Source organism: Priestia sp. LL-8 (genome assembly GCF_036227845.1).
Taxonomy (GTDB): Bacteria; Bacillota; Bacilli; order Bacillales; family Bacillaceae_H; genus Priestia; species Priestia zanthoxyli.
The window spans coordinates 4121846-4146708 of record NZ_JAZAQH010000001.1 but is presented as its reverse complement, the minus strand read 5'-3'; the positions used below and the strand labels follow the sequence as shown (position 1 = coordinate 4146708).

The 24863-nt window shown below is 39.1% G+C and carries 26 protein-coding genes; 25 read left to right on the top strand and 1 reads right to left on the bottom strand.

Translation table 11 applies throughout. From position 1 onward, the window contains the following. On the bottom strand, positions 1 to 138 hold the full coding sequence (locus U9R83_RS21640) for a YpzI family protein (protein ID WP_013059024.1): 138 nt from the start codon (positions 136 to 138) through the stop codon (positions 1 to 3). 120 nt (positions 139 to 258) lie between these two features. On the opposite strand from U9R83_RS21640, the gene U9R83_RS21635 reads away from it, so the two are divergent. The 25 genes from U9R83_RS21635 to aroA all read left to right on the top strand — a co-directional run bounded on the left by U9R83_RS21635 (position 259) and on the right by aroA (position 24683). Beyond that, positions 259 to 864, top strand: a complete 606-nt coding sequence (locus U9R83_RS21635; protein WP_226554920.1) for a YphA family membrane protein — start codon at positions 259 to 261, stop codon at positions 862 to 864. A 297-nt stretch (positions 865 to 1161) separates the two neighbouring features. Next, positions 1162 to 2472, top strand: coding sequence for a ribosome biogenesis GTPase Der (gene der, locus U9R83_RS21630; RefSeq protein WP_014458340.1), 1311 nt, complete (start codon positions 1162 to 1164; stop codon positions 2470 to 2472). Positions 2473 to 2489: 17 nt separating this feature from the next. Continuing rightward, positions 2490 to 3521: an NAD(P)H-dependent glycerol-3-phosphate dehydrogenase gene (locus U9R83_RS21625; RefSeq protein WP_115654870.1), complete on the top strand. Its 1032-nt coding sequence runs from the start codon at positions 2490 to 2492 to the stop codon at positions 3519 to 3521. A gap of 314 nt (positions 3522 to 3835) precedes the next feature. Continuing rightward, on the top strand, positions 3836 to 4039 hold the full coding sequence (locus U9R83_RS21620) for a DUF2768 domain-containing protein (RefSeq protein ID WP_195695946.1): 204 nt from the start codon (positions 3836 to 3838) through the stop codon (positions 4037 to 4039). A 24-nt stretch (positions 4040 to 4063) separates the two neighbouring features. Beyond that, positions 4064 to 4786, top strand: a complete 723-nt coding sequence (locus U9R83_RS21615; protein ID WP_057243145.1) for a hypothetical protein — start codon at positions 4064 to 4066, stop codon at positions 4784 to 4786. Between the two features lie 229 nt (positions 4787 to 5015). Then, positions 5016 to 6494, top strand: a complete 1479-nt coding sequence (gene spoIVA, locus U9R83_RS21610) for a stage IV sporulation protein A (protein WP_013059017.1) — start codon at positions 5016 to 5018, stop codon at positions 6492 to 6494. 373 nt (positions 6495 to 6867) lie between these two features. Then, on the top strand, positions 6868 to 7140 hold the full coding sequence (locus tag U9R83_RS21605) for an HU family DNA-binding protein (RefSeq protein ID WP_013059016.1): 273 nt from the start codon (positions 6868 to 6870) through the stop codon (positions 7138 to 7140). A gap of 148 nt (positions 7141 to 7288) precedes the next feature. Then, a complete protein-coding gene (gene folE / locus U9R83_RS21600) occupies positions 7289 to 7855 on the top strand; it encodes a GTP cyclohydrolase I FolE (RefSeq protein ID WP_014458344.1) in 567 nt (188 codons plus the stop codon). Between the two features lie 25 nt (positions 7856 to 7880). Further along, positions 7881 to 8111, top strand: a complete 231-nt coding sequence (gene mtrB, locus U9R83_RS21595; protein WP_028411509.1) for a trp RNA-binding attenuation protein MtrB — start codon at positions 7881 to 7883, stop codon at positions 8109 to 8111. Positions 8112 to 8389: 278 nt separating this feature from the next. Further along, positions 8390 to 9184 (top strand): heptaprenyl diphosphate synthase component 1, encoded by a 795-nt coding sequence (locus U9R83_RS21590; protein ID WP_014458346.1) that lies wholly within the window; start codon positions 8390 to 8392, stop codon positions 9182 to 9184. A gap of 4 nt (positions 9185 to 9188) precedes the next feature. Further along, entirely contained in the window at positions 9189 to 9893 is a 705-nt protein-coding gene (locus U9R83_RS21585) for a demethylmenaquinone methyltransferase (protein WP_013059012.1), read from the top strand. Between the two features lie 81 nt (positions 9894 to 9974). Next, positions 9975 to 10940: a heptaprenyl diphosphate synthase component II gene (gene hepT, locus U9R83_RS21580; protein WP_013084891.1), complete on the top strand. Its 966-nt coding sequence runs from the start codon at positions 9975 to 9977 to the stop codon at positions 10938 to 10940. A gap of 116 nt (positions 10941 to 11056) precedes the next feature. Continuing rightward, complete coding sequence (ndk, locus tag U9R83_RS21575) at positions 11057 to 11506, top strand: nucleoside-diphosphate kinase (RefSeq protein WP_013059010.1); 450 nt, start codon at positions 11057 to 11059, stop codon at positions 11504 to 11506. A gap of 211 nt (positions 11507 to 11717) precedes the next feature. After that, a complete protein-coding gene (locus U9R83_RS21570; protein ID WP_014458348.1) occupies positions 11718 to 12500 on the top strand; it encodes a CheR family methyltransferase in 783 nt (260 codons plus the stop codon). 134 nt (positions 12501 to 12634) lie between these two features. After that, positions 12635 to 13807: a chorismate synthase gene (gene aroC / locus U9R83_RS21565; protein WP_013059008.1), complete on the top strand. Its 1173-nt coding sequence runs from the start codon at positions 12635 to 12637 to the stop codon at positions 13805 to 13807. After that, a complete protein-coding gene (gene aroB / locus U9R83_RS21560; protein WP_014458349.1) occupies positions 13807 to 14889 on the top strand; it encodes a 3-dehydroquinate synthase in 1083 nt (360 codons plus the stop codon). The genes aroC and aroB overlap by 1 nt, the downstream gene beginning before the upstream one ends. A gap of 283 nt (positions 14890 to 15172) precedes the next feature. Further along, complete coding sequence (gene trpE / locus U9R83_RS21555) at positions 15173 to 16687, top strand: anthranilate synthase component I (RefSeq protein WP_115654869.1); 1515 nt, start codon at positions 15173 to 15175, stop codon at positions 16685 to 16687. Further along, complete coding sequence (trpD, locus tag U9R83_RS21550) at positions 16680 to 17705, top strand: anthranilate phosphoribosyltransferase (RefSeq protein ID WP_116742604.1); 1026 nt, start codon at positions 16680 to 16682, stop codon at positions 17703 to 17705. The genes trpE and trpD overlap by 8 nt, the downstream gene beginning before the upstream one ends. Continuing rightward, complete coding sequence (gene trpC, locus U9R83_RS21545; protein ID WP_243549916.1) at positions 17695 to 18462, top strand: indole-3-glycerol phosphate synthase TrpC; 768 nt, start codon at positions 17695 to 17697, stop codon at positions 18460 to 18462. Before trpD ends, trpC begins: the two co-directional genes overlap by 11 nt. Continuing rightward, the gene (locus tag U9R83_RS21540) at positions 18452 to 19078 is read left to right on the top strand and encodes a phosphoribosylanthranilate isomerase (protein WP_014458353.1); all 627 of its coding nucleotides are present in this window, start codon (positions 18452 to 18454) and stop codon (positions 19076 to 19078) included. Before trpC ends, U9R83_RS21540 begins: the two co-directional genes overlap by 11 nt. Then, complete coding sequence (gene trpB / locus U9R83_RS21535) at positions 19075 to 20289, top strand: tryptophan synthase subunit beta (RefSeq protein ID WP_013059002.1); 1215 nt, start codon at positions 19075 to 19077, stop codon at positions 20287 to 20289. Before U9R83_RS21540 ends, trpB begins: the two co-directional genes overlap by 4 nt. Next, positions 20276 to 21091, top strand: a complete 816-nt coding sequence (gene trpA, locus U9R83_RS21530; RefSeq protein ID WP_042991910.1) for a tryptophan synthase subunit alpha — start codon at positions 20276 to 20278, stop codon at positions 21089 to 21091. The genes trpB and trpA overlap by 14 nt, the downstream gene beginning before the upstream one ends. 4 nt (positions 21092 to 21095) lie before the next feature. Next, on the top strand, positions 21096 to 22199 hold the full coding sequence (gene hisC / locus U9R83_RS21525) for a histidinol-phosphate transaminase (protein WP_243549914.1): 1104 nt from the start codon (positions 21096 to 21098) through the stop codon (positions 22197 to 22199). A gap of 72 nt (positions 22200 to 22271) precedes the next feature. Further along, positions 22272 to 23372 carry a prephenate dehydrogenase gene (locus U9R83_RS21520; protein WP_014458355.1) on the top strand — a complete coding sequence of 367 codons (1101 nt, stop codon included), beginning with the start codon at positions 22272 to 22274 and terminating at the stop codon, positions 23370 to 23372. A 21-nt stretch (positions 23373 to 23393) separates the two neighbouring features. After that, positions 23394 to 24683: a 3-phosphoshikimate 1-carboxyvinyltransferase gene (aroA, locus tag U9R83_RS21515; protein ID WP_115654868.1), complete on the top strand. Its 1290-nt coding sequence runs from the start codon at positions 23394 to 23396 to the stop codon at positions 24681 to 24683. The last annotated feature ends 180 nt before the right edge of the window (positions 24684 to 24863 follow it).

Here is a 24863-nt window from a genome sequence, read left to right as displayed (position 1 = left end):
TTATTTATGCTCATTTAACTCGCGCGCTTCTTCAGGACTTTGCAAGCTGGTTGCTCCCGGGTAGTGAAGTCCTTGATCACGGTCAGATTCAACTCGTTTTGATTCCTTTAATTTTTTTTCTTGACGATCTTTTCCCATTTTATATTCCCTCCTTTTTTCTGATAGGTTGTCCAAAATCGGGGGTTCTATTCTAAAACTCCGATTAAGTTTTCCAAAATTGATACATACTGATTACAGGTAGAGGAGGTGCCATATTCAGTGGACGGAATTTTCTTTTATTGGCTTTCGTGGATGGGATGGATTGTTGCGACTTTTCTTATGCCCAAAACACCTAGGCGTTGGAAGGTAGCAGCCATTATATTAATCAGTATACTCTTAAGTGAAATGAACATGCATATGGCTCAGTTTTCATGTAGCTACACCGCTTTGTTTTTAGTGGGGGTAGCGTGTGTTTATGCTTCAGGCTACAGTAGGTTTCAGCAGTTATATTATGTTATTGTATGCGGCATTATAATAATTGCCTATGCTGGTTTTTGTTTACTTGAGCTCTATGATCCTGTGTGGATTTTTATTGATCGTAAGTGGATTTTGACTGGACTTATCTTATATATTTGCTTTATGGTAATTAAAGATGCTGAAAAAAGATTCGCAGCGATCATTTTAGGTGTAGTTGGAGGAGATTTTTTATACGCAGTTGTCATTCGAGATATTGCATCTTATGAAGTAGGGTCTCTTCGAACACTCGATGTTTTAGCAACAGCAGTAGGAGCTATGTTTATTTGGGAGATGTTGGTTTATTTCTCTGCTTATTTAGATTTGTACGTGCTGAAGTCTCACAGGCAAAAGCAAAGTACTTACAAATAGAAGAAGAGATTTCGTAAAATTATATTGTTGTTACCGGTGATTTTTGATAAAATTGTTTGATTGAAAGAGTAATGCTTATTCAGCGGATAGGCAGTTAATCAGCTTGGTGTAAAATATAGCTGATAAAAAGCCTGCTTTATCGCTTATGATCGATTAGTAGAGGTCATGCCACGCTGCATGGCCTCAATTTTTGAAAAAAGAATGATCTTATTTATTTGTACATGTAGATAAATACCTTTAGTCGATTAAAGACTGGTTGCCTATACATAAAAAAGATCAAGGAAAGGGAAGAATCGTATGCCAAAACCAATTATTGCGATTGTTGGTCGTCCCAACGTAGGAAAATCAACAATTTTCAACCGAATTGTAGGAGAGCGAGTATCTATTGTCGAAGATATTCCGGGTGTAACTCGTGATCGTATCTATAGTTCAGGTGAGTGGCTGAATTTGGACTTTAACATTATTGATACTGGCGGTATTGATATTGGAGATGAGCCGTTTTTAGAACAGATCAAACAGCAGGCAGAAATTGCAATTGATGAAGCGGACGTAATCATTTTTCTAGTGAATGGACGCGATGGAATTACTGCAGCTGATGAAGAAGTGGCGAAAATTTTATATAAATCCAAAAAGCCCGTTGTCCTAGCTGTTAATAAAGTAGATAATCCTGAAATGAGAGAATTAATCTATGATTTCTACGCACTAGGATATGGAGAACCGTTCCCAATCTCAGGAACGCATGGTTTAGGTTTAGGTGACCTGCTAGACGAGGCAGCTAAGCACTTTCCAAAAGAAAAAGACGAAGATTACGGAGAAGAAGTCATTAAATTTTCATTGATTGGTCGTCCTAACGTAGGAAAATCTTCATTAGTTAATGCTCTTCTAGGTGAAGACCGTGTTATTGTCAGTGATCTTGCCGGCACGACACGCGATGCCATTGATACAAAGTTTACAAAAGAAGATCAAGAATATGTTGTTATTGATACAGCTGGAATGAGAAAACGTGGAAAAGTGTACGAGAGTACGGAAAAATACAGCGTACTGCGCGCATTAAAGGCAATTGAACGCTCAGATGTTGTCTTAATTGTATTAAATGCTGAAGAGGGTATTATTGAACAAGATAAGAAAATTGCTGGTTATGCCCAAGAAGCTGGAAAAGCTGTTGTCATCGTTGTGAACAAATGGGATACAGTAGAAAAAGATGAGAAAACAATGAAAAAATTTGAAGAAAATATACGTGAGCATTTTCAGTTCTTAACATATGCTCCAATTGTATTCCTTTCAGCTAAAACGAAAAAACGTACGCATACGCTATTGCCAATGATTGATCTTGCAAGCGAAAGCCATGCGGTGCGTGTAGAAACAAGCATCTTAAACGATGTGATTATGGATGCAGTAGCAATGAACCCTACGCCTACTCACAACGGCAACCGCTTAAAAATCTATTACACAACTCAAGTAGCAATCAAACCGCCAACTTTTGTTGTGTTTGTAAATGATCCTGAGCTAATGCATTTTTCATATAAACGTTTCTTAGAAAATAAGCTTCGTGAAGCTTTTGGATTCGAAGGAACTCCAATTAAAATTATTGCAAGACCAAGAAAATAACAGAGGATGTGATCGGCGTGGAAAGAATAGCTGTACTAGGAGCAGGGAGCTGGGGAACTGCATTAGCTTTCGTATTGGCAGAAAATGGACACGATGTTCGCATTTGGGGACATAGACAACAAGTCATTGATCAAATTAACGAGACGCATCAGAATGAAAAATATTTGCCTGGTGTAGAGCTTCCTCATCAGATTGAAGGTTTTACGTCATTAGAAAAGGCAATAGAGGGTGTTGAAACCCTTATTTTAGCTGTTCCAACGAAGGCCATTCGTGAAGTGTTGCAGCAGCTAAAATCCCTTACCGATGAACTGTTTACAATTGTTCATGTAAGTAAAGGAATTGAACCGGATTCTCTTTTACGTATATCTCAAATGATTCAAGAAGAAATTGATACAAAAGACATCGTTGTCTTATCAGGTCCGAGTCATGCTGAAGAAGTAAGTAGAAGGCAGCCGACAACCGTGACGTCAGCTTCAACAAATATACAAGCAGCAGAAAAAGTGCAGGATTTATTTAATAATCAACAGTACTTTCGTGTTTATACAAATCCTGACGTGATTGGTGTGGAAATTGGGGGAGCGTTAAAAAATATTATTGCTCTTGCTGCTGGTATCACGGATGGACTTGGCTATGGTGACAATGCGAAGGCTGCTCTTATGACTCGTGGCTTAGCTGAAATCGCTCGTTTAGGTACTGTGCTTGGTGCCAATCCTCTGACGTTCTCAGGTTTAACCGGGATTGGAGACTTAATTGTAACATGTACAAGCGTTCATTCTCGAAATTGGCGCGCTGGTAATCTTCTTGGAAAAGGCAAAAATTTAGACGAAGTATTAGAAAATATGGGAATGGTTGTAGAAGGTGTACGCACGACGAAAGCAGCTTACCAGCTATCTCAAAAATATGATGTAAAAATGCCGATTGCTGATGCTTTATATAATGTACTGTTTAATGATGTGAAGGCAAAAGATGCAGTAGACGCCCTTATGTCTCGTACTAAAACACATGAAATGGAAGATTTAGCGAATGTTTTAGGAGAAAAATTAAATTAAGTGCAAAGAAATATGAAAAAATAGGCAATTGGTGATACCCAAAATCATTTACTTGCATAAAATAACGTGTAAATAAAGATGAGTAGAACTGTTAGTATGGGAATATTTAGTTATGGTCGAAGCGAAGAGCCCCCTTCGCTTCGATTTTTTTATGTGAAAAAGCAGGAATTTGTCAATTTAATAGGAAAGTAATTACTATAGAGCTTGAATCACTGGACGATAAATAAATAGTGAATTTAGAAAGTTCTATCAATATCCATCTTAACTATAAGTCCTTATGTTATAATAACGGTGAAAAAAGGAGTGGATGCAATTTGTCGCCAGGTTTGTTAAAGATGTGGATTTCATTGGGTTCCATTGTATTTATGTTTATTTCGGTATTTTCTATTTACTTTAGTCGTTATAAAATTACGAACCGCATTGGTAAAATTGTACTCGCTTTCATTGCCTATTCGCTTATGATTGTAGCAGGTCTTATTATGGTAATTGTTGTATTAAGCGGGCCGACAGATGCTTAATGTACATATGGTAGGGTGAGGGAAATGAAAAAATTCATGCTAACGTCTATTGTTGGGTTAACCATTTTTGTATTATCCGGTTGTTTGTACCCGGCGGAAAGAATGTCTCAAAATCAAGTTCCTTATAAAGATCAAGTTGCTTCCGTGCAAACGGCGGTTGATCAATTTAAACAAGAAAGCGGAGGCTTATTGCCAATAAAAACGAAAGATATGGACACGCCAATTTATCAAAAATATCCGATTGACTTTACGAAAATTGTTCCTAGATACATGCAAGACGCACCCGGGAATTCGTATGAAAGCGGAGGGATATTTGCGTACGTACTTGTGGATGCAGAAACAAAGCCCACGGTTAAATTATTAGACTTACGGATGGCGGATACGATTCAAGATGTTAACGTACATTTGAATATATACCGTCAAAACCATAAAGGGTACGTACCGTTTAAAGACGTCATCGCTCCCGGCGTATTCTCTATTAATTATAAAAAATTGAATATGAAAGAGCCTCCTGTCGTTACTAGCCCATATACAGGGAATAGTCTTTCTTTAATTGTTAATGGACAGGGAGATGTATTTGTAGATTATCGTCCTGATTTGTATGACGCCATTCAAAAGCATAAAAGCTCCTATAAACCTGGTGAAGATATACGAAAGCTCCTTGTGGAAAACAGTGATTTTGTACCTGCTTACTCTCTTCCTTATACAGTCAACGATAAGAATGAACCAATATTTTTTAAAAAATAAGTCATGAACCCCTTCTCCTTGAATAATATTCAGAGAGAAGGGGTTTTCTCTTTCTTGTACACCAATAATGATAATCAGAATGACTAAGTCAGCATGTGCATGAAAAAAATCATAAATTTTTCTATCAAAAGTCATATTTTAATAGGACAACGTCATAACTATATAGTGTCCTAATTTACTCTCGCAATGGATGTCATATTCCATGAACTCATAGATCGGAGGGGATCTTTTGGAAAAGGTGGATGTATTTAAAGATATCGCTGAACGTACAGGAGGCGATATATATTTAGGTGTGGTGGGAGCAGTTCGAACAGGAAAATCTACATTTATTAAAAAATTTATGGAGCTGGTGGTCCTGCCTCACATCGAGAACGAGGCAGAAAGAGCTCGCACACAAGATGAACTACCACAAAGTGCAGCTGGAAAAACGATTATGACAACTGAGCCGAAATTCGTACCGAATCAAGCAGTTAATGTTTTGGTAGATGACGGGCTAGAAGTTAACATACGGTTAGTAGATTGTGTAGGATATACGGTGCCTGGCGCTAAAGGGTACGAAGATGAAAACGGACCTCGAATGATTAATACACCTTGGTATGAAGAACCAATTCCATTTCACGAAGCAGCTGAAATTGGAACGAGAAAGGTAATTCAAGAACACTCAACGATTGGTGTCGTCATTACAACAGATGGCTCAATTGGAGATATACCTCGTCAAGATTACGTAGAAGCAGAAGAGCGCGTCATTAATGAGCTAAAAGAAGTAGGCAAACCATTTATCATGGTTATTAATACCGTACAGCCATATCATCCTGATACAGAAAAGCTTCGTGCAAAGCTTAATGAAAAATATGATATTCCAGTATTAGCGATGAGTGTGGAAAGCATGCGCGATACTGATGTGATGAACGTATTAAGAGAAGCACTCTACGAGTTCCCTGTATTAGAAGTCAACGTTAATCTACCAAGCTGGGTAATGGTTTTAAAAGATAAACATTGGCTGCGTGAAAGCTATCAAGAAGCCGTTAAAGAAACGGTAAAAGATATTAAGAGGCTGAGAGACGTTGAACGGGTAGTAGAGCAATTTAGCCAGTTTGAGTTTATCGATCAGGCTCGATTAGCCGGAATTGAAATGGGGCAGGGGATTGCCGAAATTGACTTATACGCTCCAGATGACTTATATGATCAGATTTTGAAAGAAATCGTGGGAGTAGAAATTCGCGGAAGAGATCATTTGCTGCAGTTAATGCAAGATTTTGTGCATGCAAAAACGGAGTATGATCAAGTCTCTGATGCCCTTCGTATGGTTAAACAAACGGGTTATGGTGTAGCTGCACCTTCGCTTTCGGATATGAGCCTTGATGAACCTGAAATTATTCGCCAAGGATCGCGTTTTGGAGTTCGTTTAAAAGCAGTGGCACCTTCTATACACATGATTAAAGTGGATGTAGAATCAGAATTTGCGCCGATTATCGGAACGGAGAAGCAAAGCGAAGAATTAGTTCGTTATTTGATGCAAGACTTTGAAGATGATCCGCTTTCAATTTGGAATTCAGATATATTTGGCCGCTCTCTAAGTTCAATCGTAAGAGAAGGGATTCAAGGAAAGCTGTCGCTGATGCCTGAAAATGCGCGATATAAGTTAAAAGAAACGCTAGAACGGATTATTAATGAAGGATCTGGAGGTTTAATCGCGATTATTTTATAAGAATATAACGTTAGGCTCCTCATAAAGGAGCCTCTTCTTTTTGGATAGATCATACAAAACTTTACATATATTGTGATAGATCGCGTGGTTATCCTATTCCTGCGTTATTTTCTGCTTGCTATGCCTTGTTCAATATGTTAATCTTTTAACAGAAATCGATCGATCATACTGTTTTCACTACATACATACGGCAGATGAATGAAAAACATTGAATTATTTAGTTCAATCGTTTATGATTAGGCTTGTCGATACATAGGTTATGTATAATATCCATTTGTTTTGTTAAAGAATGAGATATAACGAATTACTAGATTCCTTTTCTAACAAGGTTTTTAGTTATTATATGATCCGATTTTGGGAGGAGGTGAATGGCATGAACAAGACAGAATTAATTAATGCTGTTGCAGAAGCAAGTGAGCTTTCAAAAAAGGATGCTACAAAAGCAGTTGATGCTGTTTTCGATACAATTTTAGAAGCTTTAAAAGCTGAGGACAAAGTTCAACTTATCGGTTTTGGTAACTTCGAAGTACGTGAACGTGCTGCTCGTAAAGGACGCAATCCACAAACTGGCGAAGAAATCGAAATTCCTGCTAGCAAAGTTCCTGCATTCAAACCAGGTAAAGCTCTTAAAGATGCTGTAAAATAATATCTACATAAAATGGCTTTGTTCATAGCCGTTGATGAAGAGCTTTGAAAGGTCGCACATTTGCGACCTTTCTTTTTTGCCTTTGGTATATACATATGCTAGAATTTTTTTCATAAAGTCGTAATGCAACGAATTGGAGGGCAACAACATGTCATCTGTAAATAAACCACAGATTGAACAAGCTGTGAGACTAATTTTAGAAGCAATTGGCGAAGATCCAAACCGTGAAGGATTATTAGATACACCAAAGCGAGTAGCTAAAATGTATGAGGAAGTCTTTTCCGGGTTGAATGAAGATCCAAAAGAGCATTTCAAAACAGTTTTTGGAGAAGATCATGAAGAGCTAGTGCTTGTAAAAGATATTCCTTTTTACTCTATGTGTGAACACCACTTAGTGCCTTTTTACGGAAAAGCTCATGTTGCGTATATTCCAAAAGGCGGACGAGTAACCGGTTTAAGTAAGCTGGCAAGAGCGGTAGAAGCTGTTGCGAAACGTCCTCAGCTTCAGGAGAGGATTACATCTACAGTGGCGGATTCTATCGTAGAAACATTAGAGCCGCACGGGGTAATGGTAGTAGTGGAAGCAGAGCACATGTGTATGACCATGCGAGGCATTAAAAAGCCTGGGGCTATGACAATCACTTCTGCTGTGCGTGGAGTGTTAGAACAAGATGCAAGTTCTAGAGCTGAAGTTTTATCATTGATTAAATCATAATGTGGATGATGAAGGAGAAGAGAATATGACACAAAAAGGAACGCCGGAGTATATTGTCATTAAAGCGGTCGAAGATGGAGTTAACGTAATTGGTTTAACACGAGGAGCAGATACGCGATTTCATCATTCAGAAAAACTAGATAAAGGCGAAGTGATGATTGCGCAGTTTACTGAGCATACATCCGCAATTAAAATTCGTGGCAAAGCCGTCGTTCAGACTGTTCACGGAGAAATTGAATCCGATACGAAAAAATAAGCAGGGATTTTCCTGCTTTTATTTATATTTAAAATAAATGAATAAGAACAGGAAAAACATGGTGAAACTAAAAGCAATATCTTAAATGACTGTCTAAGAAATCCAGATGGTATTTAGATGAACGGTGTTCAAGCGGATGAGCAGCTAAAGGATTTAAACCGTGAAAAAGCTTCAAAAGAATTTAAAGGATATTTTATAATGTAATTATGTTATAATTGACACTATCGATTTGGAGTTAAGAGAACTTTAAACAAATAGTGATGGAAAGGGAGACAAGGATGATGAGCGTAAAAACCATCTATGATATTGTGGCCAACATGAAAGAACAGCTTCATGTTGAATTAAGTCATCCATATGTAAAAAAATATATTCATCATCCGCGTATTGATGAAAATAGATTACTGTACATGTGTTCGTTCTTAGATACTCTTTCAATGGAAGAAGAAAAAAAGAACAGCTCTGTGCTATCTGTGATGCTCGTTCAAACCGCACTTGATACCCACGATCTAGTCTCCACTCAAAATGTTAGCGGAAATGAAGGAAAGCTGCATGAGCGGCAGCTGGTAGTTTTGGCCGGAGATTATTACAGCGGCCTGTACTATTACTATTTAGCTCAAAGCAACCAGCTGAATTTAATGAAAGTTATAGCATCTGCTATTAAAGAAATTAATATCGCTAAGATACATATTTATAACAATCGCTCTACTAATCCACACGACGTTATGAATAGTTTTTTAGCAGCAGAATCATCGTTTGTAAGATGCTTATGTGACTATTTTGAACGTGAAGAGTGGAAAGAACTTTTAAAACATGCAGCGTATTTGAACGGGATATTAAAGCAATTAAAGTCATTACAGCATAAAGAGCCTACTCTCTTGCTAAACTATTGCAAACAAATTGGCATGAATCAAGAACAAATAAAAGAATACCTTTATTCGTATACTCAACAGTCTGTAAATATTGTTAGGGGATACTTACGAAGTGAATTTGTGATGAATGAGTTTTTAAGAGAGCACTTAGATGAACTTACATCTAGCTTAGAAGTGCTGAAAAATGTCGTAGGAGAAGGATAGAGATATGCAGCAATCAAAAGAACAGCGTGTCCATGGCGTATTTGAAAAAATATACAAAAATTATGATCAAATGAATTCGGTTATTAGTTTTCAGCGTCATAAGGCATGGCGCAAAGATACGATGAAGCGAATGAATGTTCAAAAAGGAACAAAGGCTTTAGATGTTTGTTGCGGAACTGCGGATTGGACGCTAGCTATGGCTGAAGCAGTTGGAGAAACAGGAGAGGCAGTTGGCTTGGATTTTAGTCAGAATATGCTAAAGATTGGTGAAGAGAAAGTAAAAAACTCACCTTTTTCAAATATTACCTTACTACATGGCAATGCAATGGAGCTTCCTTTTGAAGATAATTCATTTGACTATGTAACGATTGGATTCGGACTGCGCAACGTGCCCGATTACCTTCAAGTGTTAAAGGAAATGCAGCGCGTCGTAAAACCTGGCGGAAAAGTGGTTTGCCTTGAAACGTCTCAGCCCACGATGATTGGCTACCGACAAATGTACTTGCTTTATTTTAAGTATATTATGCCTGCGCTTGGAAAGATGGTCGCTAAAAGCTACGATGAATATTCATGGCTTCAAGAGTCAGCTAGGGACTTTCCAGGTCAAAAGCAATTGGCTGATATGTTCCGTGAAGCCGGTTTGACAGATGTTGAAGTGAAATCTTACACAGGTGGAGTAGCAGCGATGCATCTAGGGTACAAACGATAAAAGAGAAAAAGCTTGTCCTACAGGTGCAACAGCCTGTAGGATAAGGAGTAAAGAATGAATATATAATGCAAGGTGAGTCCAATGAAACTAAAAATGATGTACGCTTTTTTGAATACGGATATTACCCTTATTGAGAAAGAACTTGAACAAACTGTTCATACCGATGAAACACTTATCACAGATGCTTCTCTTCACCTTTTACAAGCAGGGGGGAAACGAATTCGCCCTGTATTTGTTTTGTTGGCAGCTAAATTTGGGCATTACAACATCGACCAAATCAAACATGTGGCAGTAGCGCTTGAGCTGATTCATATGGCGTCTCTTGTTCATGATGATGTTATTGATGACGCTGATAAGCGACGCGGAAAACCAACAATTAAGGCAAAATGGGACAATCGTATTGCTATGTATACAGGTGATTACATCTTTGCCCGTGCGCTTGAAGTTATGAGTGAGGTTAAAGATGTGGAAGCACATAAAATTTTATCTAATACGATGGTGGAATTAACGCTCGGTGAAATTGAACAGATTAAGGACAAATACAACCTAAACCAAAACTTACGCGTGTATCTGCGTAGAATTAAACGTAAAACGGCACTGCTAATTGCTGCAAGCTGTCAGTTAGGTGCAATTGCAGCGGGAGCTCCTGAAGATATACATAAACGTTTATTTTGGTTTGGATATTACGTGGGAATGTCATTTCAAATTACCGATGACATTTTAGATTTTATCTCATCAGAAGAACAGCTTGGGAAACCAGTTGGCAGCGACTTACTGCAAGGAAATATTACGCTGCCAGTTTTGTATGCCATTGAAAATGCTGAGTTTCGAGATAAAGTAGAACAGCTTTTCGAGAGGGAATATGAGCAAGAGCTGATCAATGAAATTATTTCTGATATTAAATCTTCTAACGCCATTGAACGTTCATTTGAGATGAGCGATCGTTATCTGCAAAAAGCGATGAGCATTTTAGAAGAACTGCCGCCAAACAAGGCGAAAAAAACGCTGCATCAAATTGCGAAGTACATTGGAAAACGGAAATTTTGATTTTATTTACTTTCATAAGTTGTAAACTGCTCGAAACAATGTTAATATCTTCATGAGGTGTGATTGCGCTTTCAAAACTTGTTTACATATCATGAACTTCAGGGGTGGAGAGTAAAATGATACAAAAAACGTTTTTAATGGTCAAACCAGATGGGGTACAAAGAAGCATTATTGGTGAGGTTATTTCTCGCTTTGAGAAAAAAGGTTTTCAATTAGTTGGAGCTAAGCTTATGCATATTTCGCAGGAATTAGCTGAAACACACTACGGTGAACATAAAGAGAAACCTTTCTTCGGTGAGTTAGTGAAATTTATCACATCAGGTCCAGTTTTTGCTATGGTATGGGAAGGTGAAAACGTGATTTCAGTATCACGTCAAATGGTAGGGAAAACTAACCCTCAAGAAGCGCTTCCTGGAACTATTCGAGGTGATTATGGACTGATTGTGGATAAGAATATTATTCACGGCTCAGATTCACCAGAAAGTGCGGAGCGTGAAATCAGCTTATTCTTTGAAAGTGAAGAGCTGACTTTCTATAAAAAAGACGCAGACGCTTGGATTTACTAATTTAGATAGCGCAAAAAGACGAATGAATTTTCATTCGTCTTTTTTAATGTGTTTATAAATAGGCTTCTAGGCTATTAAGTGCAAAGATTTCCCTACATAAACATTTTCATAATGTATTCCGATATATTAATAAGAAGATAAGCGTATATAAAGGTTTTATTTCTTTATACGTCTAACATAAACGTATAGGAATGAGAAAGGAGAGTCAAAAATGATAGATGAATACGACGCGTTTGTGGAGAAAATAAAAATAAAAACAGGCATTGATTTATCACTATATAAGCAGTCTCAAATGCACCGCCGCCTCACCTCGCTGTATGAAAAAAAAGGTTTTTCTAGTTTTTTTGAATATTATCGAGCAATGAACAGTAACAACGAACTGCTTGAGGAGTTTTTAGATCGGATGACGATTAACGTGTCAGAGTTTTATCGCAACTATCAGCGGTGGGACATATTGGAGCAAAAAATTTTACCGACTCTTGTAAAAGGAAAAACAGATCTGAAAGTGTGGAGCGCTGCCTGTTCAACAGGAGAAGAGCCATATACACTAGCGATGGTTTTATCAACATTTTTTCCGCTTTCGCGTATTTCTATATTGGCGACCGATTTGGATGAAAAAGTGATAAAAAAAGCAAAAATAGGCTTTTATGATGAACGTTCACTTCAGGAAATGCCTGTTTCGATGAAAAATAAGTACTTTCAACAAAGAGGAACCGGGTACTTATTAGATGAAAAAATCAAAAAAACAGTTACTTTTCAAAAACATAACCTACTGTCAGACTCTTTTCCTAAAAACGTTGACTTGATTGTTTGTCGAAATGTGCTTATTTATTTTACAGATGAAGCAAAGCATGCTTTATATGAAAAATTCAGCAGAGCTTTAGCACCTGGCGGCATCTTATTTGTAGGGAGCACAGAGCAGGTTTTTACTCCGCAAAAGTATGGATTTGAAACGGCTGATACGTTTTTTTACAGAAAAGTAAAGACCATTTAATTGAGATAACCTGAAGCGATTTCTTACAAGCTGAGGTGAAACTTTTTATATATTCTTATGTTATAGTATGGTATAGTCATATTTAAAAATGGAAAAATTCTGACGAATAATACATATTAAGCGGAGGTACGATTATGCGATATTTAACAGCAGGAGAATCACATGGTCCACAGTTGACTACTATTTTAGAGGGTGTTCCGGCAGGGCTTCCTTTAACAGCCGAAGACATCAATACAGATTTAGCGCGAAGACAAAAAGGTCATGGTCGCGGAAGACGTATGCAAATTGAAAAAGATCAAGCGGAAATTTTAAGCGGCGTCCGCCACGGCTATACGCTAGGATCTCCTATTACGTTAGCGGTAGAAAATAACGACTGGAAACACTGGACAAAAATTATGGGCATCGAGCCAATTTCTGAAGAAGAATCAGAAGAAGTAAAGCGTAAAATCTCAAGACCAAGACCAGGGCATGCCGATTTAAACGGCGCTATTAAATATGGTCATCGCGATATGAGAAATGTATTAGAACGTTCTTCAGCTCGTGAAACAACTGTAAGGGTAGCAGCAGGTGCTGTGGCTCGTCAAATCCTTGCTCAGTTCGGGATTTCTGTAGCTGGACATGTATTAGAAATTGGCGGGGTACAGGCAAATCCGCCTCAATACAAAAGCTTAGAGGAACTTCAAGAAGTCACTGAAGCTTCTCCAGTAAGATGTTTTGACTCAGCTGTTGAGAAAGACATGATGCAAGCAATCGATGATGCTAAGAAAAACGGCGACTCTATCGGAGGCGTAGTAGAAGTTATTATTGAAGGCGTGCCAGCAGGAGTAGGCAGCTATGTTCATTACGATCGTAAATTAGATGCGAAGATTGCTGCAGCTGTTATGAGCATCAATGCATTTAAAGGCGTTGAATTTGGGATTGGATTTGAAGCGGCTCGCAGACCAGGAAGCGAAGTTCATGACGAAATTCTATGGGATGAAAAGAATGGATATACTCGTAAAACAAACAACTTAGGCGGCTTTGAAGGCGGTATGACAACAGGTATGCCAATTGTAGTACGAGGTGTAATGAAACCTATTCCAACGCTTTACAAGCCGTTAAAAAGTGTTGATATTGAAACAAAAGAAGCCTTCGAGGCAAGCATCGAACGATCAGACAGCTGCGCTGTGCCGGCAGCAAGCGTTGTAGCAGAAGCCGTTGTAGCTTGGGAATTGGCTGATGCGCTAATCGAACAGTTTGGACAAGATCGAATTGATTTAATTGCTGAAAATATTGAGAAAATGCGTGCACATGCGAGGGAGTTTTAATGTTGCAAATTGATATTCAAACTTTATCCAAAACATATCCTCTTTATTTAGGAAATGGATTAATTGAAAAGCTGCCTTCTATTATTGAGAGTGTAAAACCTAATCTGTCGTCCGTGTTAATCATCACTGATTCAGCTGTAGATTCATATTATGGAGAAGTGGTTGTAAAAGCGATTGAGACGCAGTTTAAAGTGGCTAAATACGTAGTACCAAGCGGTGAACATGCAAAGTCATTTCAACATTACTACGATTGTCAGACATTTGCACTCGAGCAGCAGCTTGACCGCAATGCGCTCGTTATTGCTTTCGGCGGAGGGGTAGTTGGCGATTTAGCTGGATTTGTAGCCGCTACATACATGAGAGGGGTTTCGTTTATTCAAGTGCCAACGACGCTTCTTGCTCACGACAGTGCTGTAGGTGGTAAAGTAGCCATTAATCATGAGCTTGGAAAAAATATGATTGGCGCTTTTTATCAGCCTGAAGCGGTTGTTTATGACATTGATCTTCTTAAAACGCTTCCTGAAAGAGAGTGGCGTTCCGGTTTTGCAGAAGTGATTAAACACGCTTTTATTCACGATGAAGCATTTTATGAATGGCTTCAGCAAAATATACAATCGCTGACTGATTTACAAGGTGAAAAATTAATTTATGCTATTCAAAGCGGTATTTTAGTCAAAGCATCTGTTGTAAAAGAAGATGAGACAGAAGCTGGCGTTCGCGCTCACCTGAACTTTGGACATACGTTAGGTCATGCGATCGAAGCAGAGTGCGGCTATGGACAAATCAGTCATGGAGAAGGCGTAGCCATTGGGATGCTATTTGCTATGAAAGTCAGCAATACGCTTGGGAAAAGCGAGTTCCCTGTAGCTGAAATTGCGAAATGGTTTGAAAAATTTGGCTATGAGACGTCTGTTCCAAACCACCTTTCAGCTGAAAAGCTGCTCGTGAGAATGAAAGCAGACAAGAAGTCCAAATCAAGCAATGTTCATATGGTACTGCTTGAAGGCATAGGAAAACCTTTTGTTCAACAAGTAGAAGATGAAGTGATTCTTAAGCTGCTGAATGAAGAGCTTCAAGCGTAGTTTCTTCAAAAGCCAAGTAGATAGTAGTTGACAAATGAATTTGAAACGTACTACAATTGGTAACAAGTTAGTTTAGAGATTTTAGTTATGAGAAAACAATAGACAGTTTAGTTGAGATTAGGGTAGACGAGAATGAGACAGTTGAGCAGAGTTTAGTTGAGTGAATTTTACCATTCGTATACCCAAAGGCCCATTTTTGATGTGTCTTTGGGTTTATTTATTATATCCTCTTTTATATAACCTCATCTATTCTCATTCTCCATGAAATGGAGGATTGAAAGATATGACGAACACGTATACTTCTTTTTTAGAAGACTCTACAAAGTATTTAACCATTCCAATCATAAAAAAAATATTTATCGATAGCATGACACCTGTTGATCTTTTTCAGCAAGTAAAAGATGAAGCCGTATATTTGCTTGAAAGTAATGATGAATCATCACCATGGTCCAATTATTCTTTTATTGGCTTAAATCCATTTTTGTATGTAGAAGAAGAGAACGGAACCTATCTAGCAAAAAACAAGCAGCTTCAGCCTATGCTGCAAGGAGACAGCTTTAAAGAGGTGTTTTGTAAAATTCAGCAAGAGCTGAAAGTGAAAGTACCAGACCTTGCACTTCCTTTTAAAGGGGGGGCAGTAGGGTTTATCAGCTACGACGCAGTATCGCAAATTGAAAAAGTAAACGTACATGCCCAAAACGATTTGAACATGCCTACTTTTCACTTTATCTATTGTCAAACGATGCTCGCTTATAATCACCAAACAAAAGAGCTTATGGTGATTCATTACATTCAGCTTGATGAGCAAGATAAAGAACAGCAGAAAAAAGAAAAACATGATGAAGCTCTAGCAGAAATCAATAGATATGTTGAAAGAATAGCGCAGACGGTGAAAGAAAAGCCAATGATGTTTGAAAGTGAGCAGCGCGAAGTTAGCTTTGAAGGCGTGACATCGTCATACCAAAAAGATAAATTTGTGCAAGATGTGGAAAAAATTAAGGAATACATTAAAAGCGGAGATGTTTTTCAAGCCGTATTGTCGCAGAGATTTCAAATTGATACGACCGTAGCTGGATTTGATATTTACAGAGTATTGCGATTAGTTAATCCGTCTCCTTATTTATTTTACGTGAAAGTAAAGGGAGTGGAGTTGATCGGAAGTTCCCCTGAGCGATTGATTCAAATTGAAAACGGCCATTTAGAAATTCATCCAATTGCAGGAACGAGAAGACGCGGCAGAGATGCAGAAGAAGATGCGCGCTTGTATGAAGACTTAATTAACGATGAAAAAGAGCGGGCAGAACACTATATGCTCGTGGACTTAGCAAGAAATGACATCGGCCGAGTTGCACAGTATGGAAGTGTCCAAACGCCAGTATTAATGCAGCAGGTTAACTTTTCGCACGTCATGCACTTGATTTCTAAAGTGACAGGACGCCTTGACGAAAAAGTACATCCCATTGATGCGCTGCTTTCTGCATTTCCAGCGGGTACCGTATCTGGCGCTCCAAAAGTGCGAGCGATGCAAATCTTAAATGAAATTGAACCAGTTGCGCGAAATGTATATGCAGGAACCGTAGCATATCTCGGATTTGATGGAAACATTGATTCGTGCATTGCGATTCGTACCATTCTTTTGAAAGACCAAACCGCTTATATCCAGGCCGGAGCGGGAGTGGTTGCTGACTCAAAACCGGAGCTTGAGTGGAAAGAAACCCGCAATAAAGCTAGCGCTTTAATCAAAACAATTCAATTAGCCCAAGACATCTACGATAAAAAGGAGGATGTATATGTTTAAAGAATTGTTAAAAAAGTGTTTGCGCGGTGAGTCACTTTCAGCGGAAGAAGCAGAAAAAATTATGAATGATATTATGAACGGCAAAGTCCCGGCAGCTCAAATTGCTAGCGTGCTAACCATCTTAACGTACCGAGGAGAAACCGTCGATGAAATTGTTGGTTTTGTCCGAGGTATGAAAAATAATATGAATGCTATTTCTCTAGAAGAATTAAACGTAGTAGATACATGCGGTACGGGAGGAGACGGGGCCTCTACGTTTAATATCTCGACGGCTAGTGCGATTGTGGCATCTGCTGCGGGAGTAAAGGTTGCGAAACACGGAAATCGCGCCGTATCTTCTAAAAGCGGAAGTGCAGACGTGTTAGAACATCTGGATATATGGATTCAAGGAAATGAAAAAGAAGTGAAAAATGCGGTGGCTGACCTCAACATGTCCTTTTTATTTGCGCCGCTTTATCACCCTGCTATGAAACACGTTGCTGCTACTCGAAAGGAATTAGGGTTTAGAACCGTTTTTAATGCATTAGGTCCATTAGCAAACCCTACTAACTGTACAAAGCAAGTAATTGGCGTTTATTCCATTGAGCTTGCACGAAAATTAGCAGAAGCGCTTGTTGTACTGGGAGCTAACCACGTCCTTCTGGTTGCAGGCAGGGACGGTTTAGATGAAATCAGTGCCACGGATGTAACGGATGTTGTAGAAGTACAGGGCAATGTCATTACAGAATATACGCTTGCACCAGAGGATGTACGCTTACAGAGAGGGAAGCTTGAAGACTTGGTGGTAGAAGATGCGAAATCGAGTGCCGAGCTTATTGAATCGCTATTTTTAAATAAAAGTAATGTAACTGCTAAAAACGCAGTCGTGTTGAACTCTGCTGCAGCTATTTACGTTAGCGGAAACGTTTCTACTTTTGAAGAAGGAGTAGCTGTAGCTTTAGAAACAATTGAATCAGGTGCTGCATACACGCAATTACAACGATTGAAATCGAAAAAGGTGGTTGAACATGCTCAATAAAATTATTGAAACAAAAAAAGAAGAAATTCAAAACCTACAGTTGCCCGAACAGCAAAATGTTGCAAAACGATCATTTTTAGACGCTTTATCAAACCCAAATCGCGAGTTGGCTCTTATTGCAGAAGTGAAAAAAGCCTCGCCTTCTAAAGGATTAATAAAAGAGAATTTTCAGCCTGTGGAAATTGCTAAAGCCTACGAGAAAGGGAAAGCAGATGCTTTGTCTGTGTTAACAGATCAGCACTATTTTCAAGGACATCGAACGTTTTTAAGTGACATTAAACAGCATGTCTCTATCCCTGTGCTTCGCAAGGATTTCATCATTGATTCCATTCAAGTGGAAGAAAGTGCAAGAATCGGTGCTGATGCTATTTTACTCATTGGAGAAGCACTTGAACCATTAAAATTGCAAGAGCTTTATCTTCAAGCTGCTGAAAAAGAGTTAGATTGTTTAGTAGAAGTGCATTCTTTAGAAACGCTTGAAAAGCTGCTAGCTGTATTTATCCCGAAGATTATTGGCATTAATAATCGAAATCTTCATACGTTTGAAACCAGCTTGCAGCAGACCAAAGAAATCGCTAAACATGTTCCGAAAGATCAGCTGTTAGTGAGTGAAAGCGGCATTTACTTATACGAGGATGTTTCCTACGTAAAAGAAGCGGGAGCAAAAGCTATTTTAGTAGGGGAATCGCTTATGAGACAGGATAATCAAACCAAAGCGATTGAAAAGCTGTTTGGGGAAAGTGAATATGCTTATTAAGTATTGTGGGATTCGCTCAAAACAAGATATAGCTTTAATCGAAAAGTCGGCTGCTACTCACATTGGCTTTATTTTCTACCCAAAAAGTAAACGATATGTAAAGCCTGAACGAGTAAATGAGTTTGTAACGGATGAAATAAAAAAACAAGTCTCACTAGTAGGGGTATTTGTGAATACGCCGGTAGATCAAATACTTGAAATTGCCTTCGTAACAAATTTAGATGTAATTCAGTGCCACGGGCAAGAAACAGCTGCGGAGGTACGTCAGTTAAAGCAGCGTGGATATGAAGTGTGGAAAGCTCTCCCTCACAATAAAGAAACGCTGCAGCAAATGCATGTATATGAAGAAGCTGACGGGTATGTAATTGATAGCAAGGTTAAAGAACAATTTGGAGGAACGGGCGTCGCTTTTGATTGGAGCTTCGTTCCTCAGTATGAATCAGCTGCCCAAAGGTTAGGTAAAAAATGCTTTATTGCTGGAGGAATCAATGCTTGTAACATTGAGAACTTGTTACCCTATAAGCCTGGGGCGATTGATATTTCTGGCGGTATTGAAACAAATGGAACGAAGGACTATACAAAAATTATAGAGATTGAAAGGAAGATCATACTATGACATACAATCATCCTGATGAATTTGGCCGCTTTGGTGAATTTGGCGGAAAATACGTACCTGAAACATTAATGAAACCACTTGAAGAAGTAGAAGCAGCTTTGAATCAAGCAATGAAAGATCCGGCATTTAAAGATGAGTATCTATCTTTACTTGTTAACTACTCTGGGCGACCAACGGCTTTAACATATGCTGATAATATTACCGAAACGCTCGGCGGGGCAAAAATTTATTTAAAACGTGAAGACTTAAACCATACGGGTGCTCACAAAATCAATAATGCCATTGGACAGATTTTACTTGCTAAACGAATGGGCAAAACAAAAATTATTGCTGAAACAGGAGCGGGTCAGCACGGGGTAGCCACAGCTACAGTAGCTGCAAAGTTCGGAATGGAATGCAAAGTATTCATGGGAGAAGAAGATATTGAACGTCAGGCGTTGAACGTTTTTCGCATGAAGCTTCTAGGAGCGGAAGTCATTCCTGCAACTTCTGGAACAAAAACGCTAAAAGATGCAACAAATGAAGCAATTCGCTACTGGGTTCAACATTGTGAAGATCATTTTTACTTAATTGGTTCGGCCATTGGACCGCACCCTTATCCTAAAATGGTTCGAGATTTCCAAAAAATTATTGGAGAAGAAGCAAAAGAACAGTTTACAGCGGTAGAAGGAAAACTTCCGAATGCTGTCGTGGCATGCGTCGGAGGCGGCAGTAATGCAATCGGTATGTTCTATGATTTTATTAAAGAAGAGAATGTACGCTTGATTGGGGTAGAAGCAGGGGGGAAAGGACTAAATACAGCTCTTCATGCTGCTAAAATGGCTAAAGGCACAAAAGGTGTTATCCACGGAACGCTCACGTATTTACTTCAAGATGAAAATGGTCAAATTACAGAGCCTTATTCTATTTCAGCAGGTTTGGATTATCCAGGTATCGGTCCAGAGCATTCTCACCTTTCATCTATTGGACGAGTAGAATATGAAAGTGTAACGGATGATGAGTCAATTGAAGCTCTTCAGCTGCTGGCGAAAACAGAGGGAATCATTCCGGCTATTGAGTCCGCCCATGCGCTGGCAAAAGCATTTGAACTGGCTAAAAGCATGACGAAAGAAGAAACAATTTTAATTTGCTTGTCAGGTCGAGGAGATAAGGACGTTCATACATTAGTAAACTTGCTAGAAGGGAAGGAAGAAGAACATGAATACGTTTGAAGCGAGACTACCTAAACATGAAACATTGTTTATTCCATTTATTACAGCAGGAGATCCTCATGAAGATGCAACGGTGGATATTGCTTTGGCTTTGCAAAAGCAAGGTGCTTCTATTTTAGAGCTGGGCGTACCATATTCCGACCCTTTAGCAGATGGTCCAATTATTCAAGAGGCGTCCAAAAGAGCTTTATCTGGCGGTATGTCTATTTCAAAAGCCATTAAGCTTGTATCGGTGATGAGAAAAAAAGGTGTGAAAATACCGGTAATTCTCTTTACCTATTTTAATCCTGTGTTACAATTAGGTTTAGAATCCTTTTTCGCGTTAATGCGAGAAAATGAAATAGATGGAGTGCTAATTCCGGATTTACCGTACGAAGAGAGTGGCCGTATCCGGGAGCTTGCCGCTGAAAATAAAGTTGCGTACATTTCAATGGTTGCTCCTACATCTAAAGAGCGTATTCAAAAAATCGCTGCAGATGCAACGGGCTTCTTATACTGCGTGTCGTCTTTAGGCGTTACTGGGGTTCGCTCTACGTTGCCAGCTGATATTGGCACCTTTTTAGAAGATGTGAAAGCAGCAGCTTCTATACCGGTTGCCGTCGGCTTTGGAATTTCAACAAGTGAACAAGTAGAGGTGTTAAAAGAACATAGCGACGGCATTGTAATTGGAAGTGCAATTGTTAATAAAATTGGCCAGCTTGAACAAGTTCTTTTAAATAAGGATACACGCCGAGACGGATTAAATCAAATTGAGGAGTATGTTGCATCCATCGTTTCGCCTATACAAAAATGCGAGGTGTAACACGTTGAAGGTAAAAGAACAATTACTAACTTTATCTCCATATAAACCAGGTAAGCCAATTGAAGAAGTAAAGCGTGAATTTAATTTAGATCGCGTCGTAAAATTAGCGTCTAATGAAAATCCTTACGGCAGTTCTGCTTTAGTAAAAGAGGCGATTGCTGCAGAAATCGAAAATATGGCGCTTTATCCAGACGGCTATGCAGCTGAACTGCGTGCAGCAGTAGCAAAGCACGTAGACGTAGAGCAAGATCAGCTGATTTTTGGAAATGGGTCTGATGAAGTCATTCAAATTATTTGCCGAGCTTTGCTATCGGCTGATACAAATACTGTCATGCCGACGCCGTCATTTCCTCAATATAAGCACAATGCCGTAATTGAAGGTGCAGAAATCCGTGAAGTACCGCTGCGCGGCGGAGATCATGATTTAGATGCTATGCTTCGTGCAATTGATGAAAATACGACAATTGTGTGGGTATGCAGCCCTAATAACCCAACGGGAACGTATGTGAAGGGCGATGAGTTAATTTCTTTTATGAAACAAGTTCCTAAGCATACATTAATCGTTATGGATGAAGCCTATTTTGAGTATGCAGCAGATCAAGCCGACTATCCGAATACGATAGAGTTTTTGAATGAATACGAAAACTTAATTGTACTTCGCACATTTTCAAAAGCATACGGCTTAGCTTCTTTGCGCATTGGTTACGGTATTGCAAACGAATCATTGCTACAAAAAATTGAGCCGGCTCGTGAACCTTTTAATACAAGCCGCATGGCTCAAAAAGCAGCAATCGTTGCTCTTGAAGACCAAGCGTTCATTGAAGAGTGTAAAAAGAAAAATGAAGAAGGTTTGCAGCAGTACTATGCTTTCTGTGATAAGAATGGCTTAAACTATTATCCGTCTTTCACTAATTTTGTTCTAATTGATTTTGGTCGTCAAGGCGATGAAGTGTTTCAATTTTTATTGGAGCGCGGATTTATCGTTCGTTCAGGGAATGCACTAGGCTTCCCAACTTCCGTTCGTATTACGGTGGGAACAAAAGAACAAAATGAACAAATCATTGAATTGCTTCAGCAGTTTGTTAACCAAGAAACGGCGAAAGCTTAATATCTAATATAGTAAAAGATGAGAGTGTGATTTCACACTCTCATCTTCATATGTACAATGAGGTGAAGGAAAGTGAAAGAAAATGTTTTTGTTATAGGCCTGGGATTAATTGGAGGATCTCTTGCACTTAATATAAAAAAGACGCATCATCATCTTGATGTAATAGGTTTTGACATTAATCAAGAGCAGCTGGAGCTCGCTAAAACTCTAGGCGTAATTGACCAAGCGGCTTCTTCTTTGCAACAAGGCGCTGAGCAAGCGGATTATATTGTTATTGCCATTCCGGTCACCCAAGCAGCGGAAGTACTAAAACAGTTCGAACATTTTACGCTCAAACAGTCTGTCATCGTAACAGACGTAGGAAGTACAAAAGAAGAAGTAGTGAAGACAGCCGAGGTTCTTATTTCTAAAGGCATTGAGTTTATCGGCGGTCATCCAATGGCGGGGTCTCATAAAAGCGGAGTAGCTGCTTCTAAAGCTCATTTATTTGAAAATGCAATGTATGTATTAACACCTTCATCTTCTACTTCTTCGGAGGCTTTAAACAGCTTAAAGGAATTGCTAAGTGGTACAAAAGCTAAAATTATTGTGATGTCACCAAAAGAACATGATAAATTAGCAGGTGTCATTAGCCATTTTCCACATATTATTGCTGCAAGCCTTGTTCATCAAGCAGAATATTACCAACAAGACAATCAGCTAGTTTCGCAGCTTGCAGCTGGAGGGTTTCGTGATATTACACGTATTGCTTCAAGCAGTCCAGCGATGTGGAGAGATATTTTGCTTCATAACCAGGATGCGCTTCTTTCAATGTTTGACCACTGGCTTGAAGAAATGAACGACGTGCGAAATATGATCGAACGAAAAGATGCGAACGATATCTATACATATTTTTCACAAGCAAAACAATTTAGAGATCAGCTTCCCGTACGAACCAAAGGAGCGATTCCATCCTTTTATGATCTCTATGTGGATGTTCCTGACTATCCGGGGATTATTTCAGAAGTAACCGGTTATCTAGCAGAAGATGAAATCAGTATTACAAACATTCGAATTTTAGAAACACGAGAAGACATCTACGGAGTATTACGCTTGAGCTTTCAAACAGAGGAAGATAGAAAACGGGCAAGAGCGTGTCTCCATCAGCATCAATATCAGACGTTTATTTCTTAATGTACGAAAGGTGTGAATGAAATGAGTGCAAAACAATTAAAAACGAATCTTTCATCTTTCCAAGGAGAAATTTCTATTCCTGGAGATAAGTCGATTTCTCACAGAGCTGTGATGTTCGGAGCGATGGCAGAAGGGAAAACAACGATTAATCATTTTTTAGCAGGGGAAGATTGCTTAAGTACGATTTCGTGTTTTGAAAAGATGGGCGTATCGATTAAAAGAGAAGGCGAATATGTCGAAGTAGAAGGTAAAGGTATCGAAGGGTTAAGTGAACCTACTTCCATCTTAGATGTAGGGAATTCAGGAACGACTACTCGTTTAATGCTTGGGATTCTTGCAGGTGTGCCATTTCATACGTCTCTAATTGGAGATGAGTCGATTGCCAAGCGTCCCATGAGCCGCGTTACGGTGCCCCTGCGCTCTATGGGTGCAAAGATTGATGGGCGTGAGCACGGCCAATATACGCCTTTATCCACTCGAGGAGGAGCTTTAAAAGCAATTCATTACCATTCTCCTGTAGCAAGTGCACAAGTAAAATCAGCGATTTTACTAGCGGGACTTCATGCGGAAGGCACAACAAAAGTAACCGAGCCTTTTACATCACGGGACCATACAGAGCGTATGCTTCGCGCCTTTGGAGTAGACGTAGAGGTAGATGGAACGACTGTAAGCGTTGAAGGAGGACAATCTCTGCGCGGAACGGATGTATACGTACCTGGTGACATTTCTTCAGCCGCGTTCTTTCTTGTTGCAGGAGCCATTGTTCCAAACAGCCGAATCGTTTTGAAAAACGTCGGACTCAATCCTACAAGAACAGGTATTATTGATGTGCTTCAGCAAATGGGTGCACACCTTACAATTTCTAATGAACGTATTCAAAATGGAGAGCCTATTGGCGATTTGACGATTGAAACGTCTCAGTTGAAAGGGATTGAAATTGGGGGGGATTTAATTCCTCGTTTAATTGATGAAATTCCAGTGATCGCTCTTTTGGCGACTCAGGCGAATGGGAAAACAGTTATTAAAGATGCCGAAGAATTAAAAGTAAAAGAAACGAACCGTATCGATACGGTTGCAACGGAGCTAAGCAAGCTCGGTGCCTCTGTTACTCCAACAGCTGATGGCCTCATCATTGAAGGCAAGACGGCCCTGCGAACCGGTGAAGTAGACAGCTATGGAGATCATCGAATTGGAATGATGCTTGCGGTAGCAGCAGCCATTGCAACGGGAGAGGTAACACTAATGAGAAGTGAAGCTATTCACGTATCCTATCCTACTTTCTTTGAAGATCTTGATAAACTAAGCGAATAAGAAAGAGACTGGGACAAACGTATTTTGGTTGAAGGGAAATCCGAACGACGAATTGATATTCTTGATAGAGAATCCAACTCGTTCGGATTTTTTATTGATAGGGTGAACGTAATTTTCATGTCTCAATCTCGTTTTTATCTAAAAAATGTAAGCGTATTCAAATTGATTTGTTGAACAAAC

Coding starts and splice junctions, on each gene's coding strand:
- U9R83_RS21640 (WP_013059024.1), bottom strand. CDS start 138: ATGGGAAAAGATCGTCAAGAAAAAAAATTAAAGGAATCAAAACGAGTT.
- der (WP_014458340.1), top strand. CDS start 1,162: ATGCCAAAACCAATTATTGCGATTGTTGGTCGTCCCAACGTAGGAAAA.
- U9R83_RS21615 (WP_057243145.1), top strand. CDS start 4,064: ATGAAAAAATTCATGCTAACGTCTATTGTTGGGTTAACCATTTTTGTA.
- U9R83_RS21605 (WP_013059016.1), top strand. CDS start 6,868: ATGAACAAGACAGAATTAATTAATGCTGTTGCAGAAGCAAGTGAGCTT.
- folE (WP_014458344.1), top strand. CDS start 7,289: ATGTCATCTGTAAATAAACCACAGATTGAACAAGCTGTGAGACTAATT.
- mtrB (WP_028411509.1), top strand. CDS start 7,881: ATGACACAAAAAGGAACGCCGGAGTATATTGTCATTAAAGCGGTCGAA.
- U9R83_RS21590 (WP_014458346.1), top strand. CDS start 8,390: ATGATGAGCGTAAAAACCATCTATGATATTGTGGCCAACATGAAAGAA.
- U9R83_RS21585 (WP_013059012.1), top strand. CDS start 9,189: ATGCAGCAATCAAAAGAACAGCGTGTCCATGGCGTATTTGAAAAAATA.
- hepT (WP_013084891.1), top strand. CDS start 9,975: ATGAAACTAAAAATGATGTACGCTTTTTTGAATACGGATATTACCCTT.
- ndk (WP_013059010.1), top strand. CDS start 11,057: ATGATACAAAAAACGTTTTTAATGGTCAAACCAGATGGGGTACAAAGA.
- U9R83_RS21570 (WP_014458348.1), top strand. CDS start 11,718: ATGATAGATGAATACGACGCGTTTGTGGAGAAAATAAAAATAAAAACA.
- aroC (WP_013059008.1), top strand. CDS start 12,635: ATGCGATATTTAACAGCAGGAGAATCACATGGTCCACAGTTGACTACT.
- aroB (WP_014458349.1), top strand. CDS start 13,807: ATGTTGCAAATTGATATTCAAACTTTATCCAAAACATATCCTCTTTAT.
- trpE (WP_115654869.1), top strand. CDS start 15,173: ATGACGAACACGTATACTTCTTTTTTAGAAGACTCTACAAAGTATTTA.
- trpD (WP_116742604.1), top strand. CDS start 16,680: ATGTTTAAAGAATTGTTAAAAAAGTGTTTGCGCGGTGAGTCACTTTCA.
- trpC (WP_243549916.1), top strand. CDS start 17,695: ATGCTCAATAAAATTATTGAAACAAAAAAAGAAGAAATTCAAAACCTA.
- U9R83_RS21540 (WP_014458353.1), top strand. CDS start 18,452: ATGCTTATTAAGTATTGTGGGATTCGCTCAAAACAAGATATAGCTTTA.
- trpB (WP_013059002.1), top strand. CDS start 19,075: ATGACATACAATCATCCTGATGAATTTGGCCGCTTTGGTGAATTTGGC.
- trpA (WP_042991910.1), top strand. CDS start 20,276: ATGAATACGTTTGAAGCGAGACTACCTAAACATGAAACATTGTTTATT.
- aroA (WP_115654868.1), top strand. CDS start 23,394: ATGAGTGCAAAACAATTAAAAACGAATCTTTCATCTTTCCAAGGAGAA.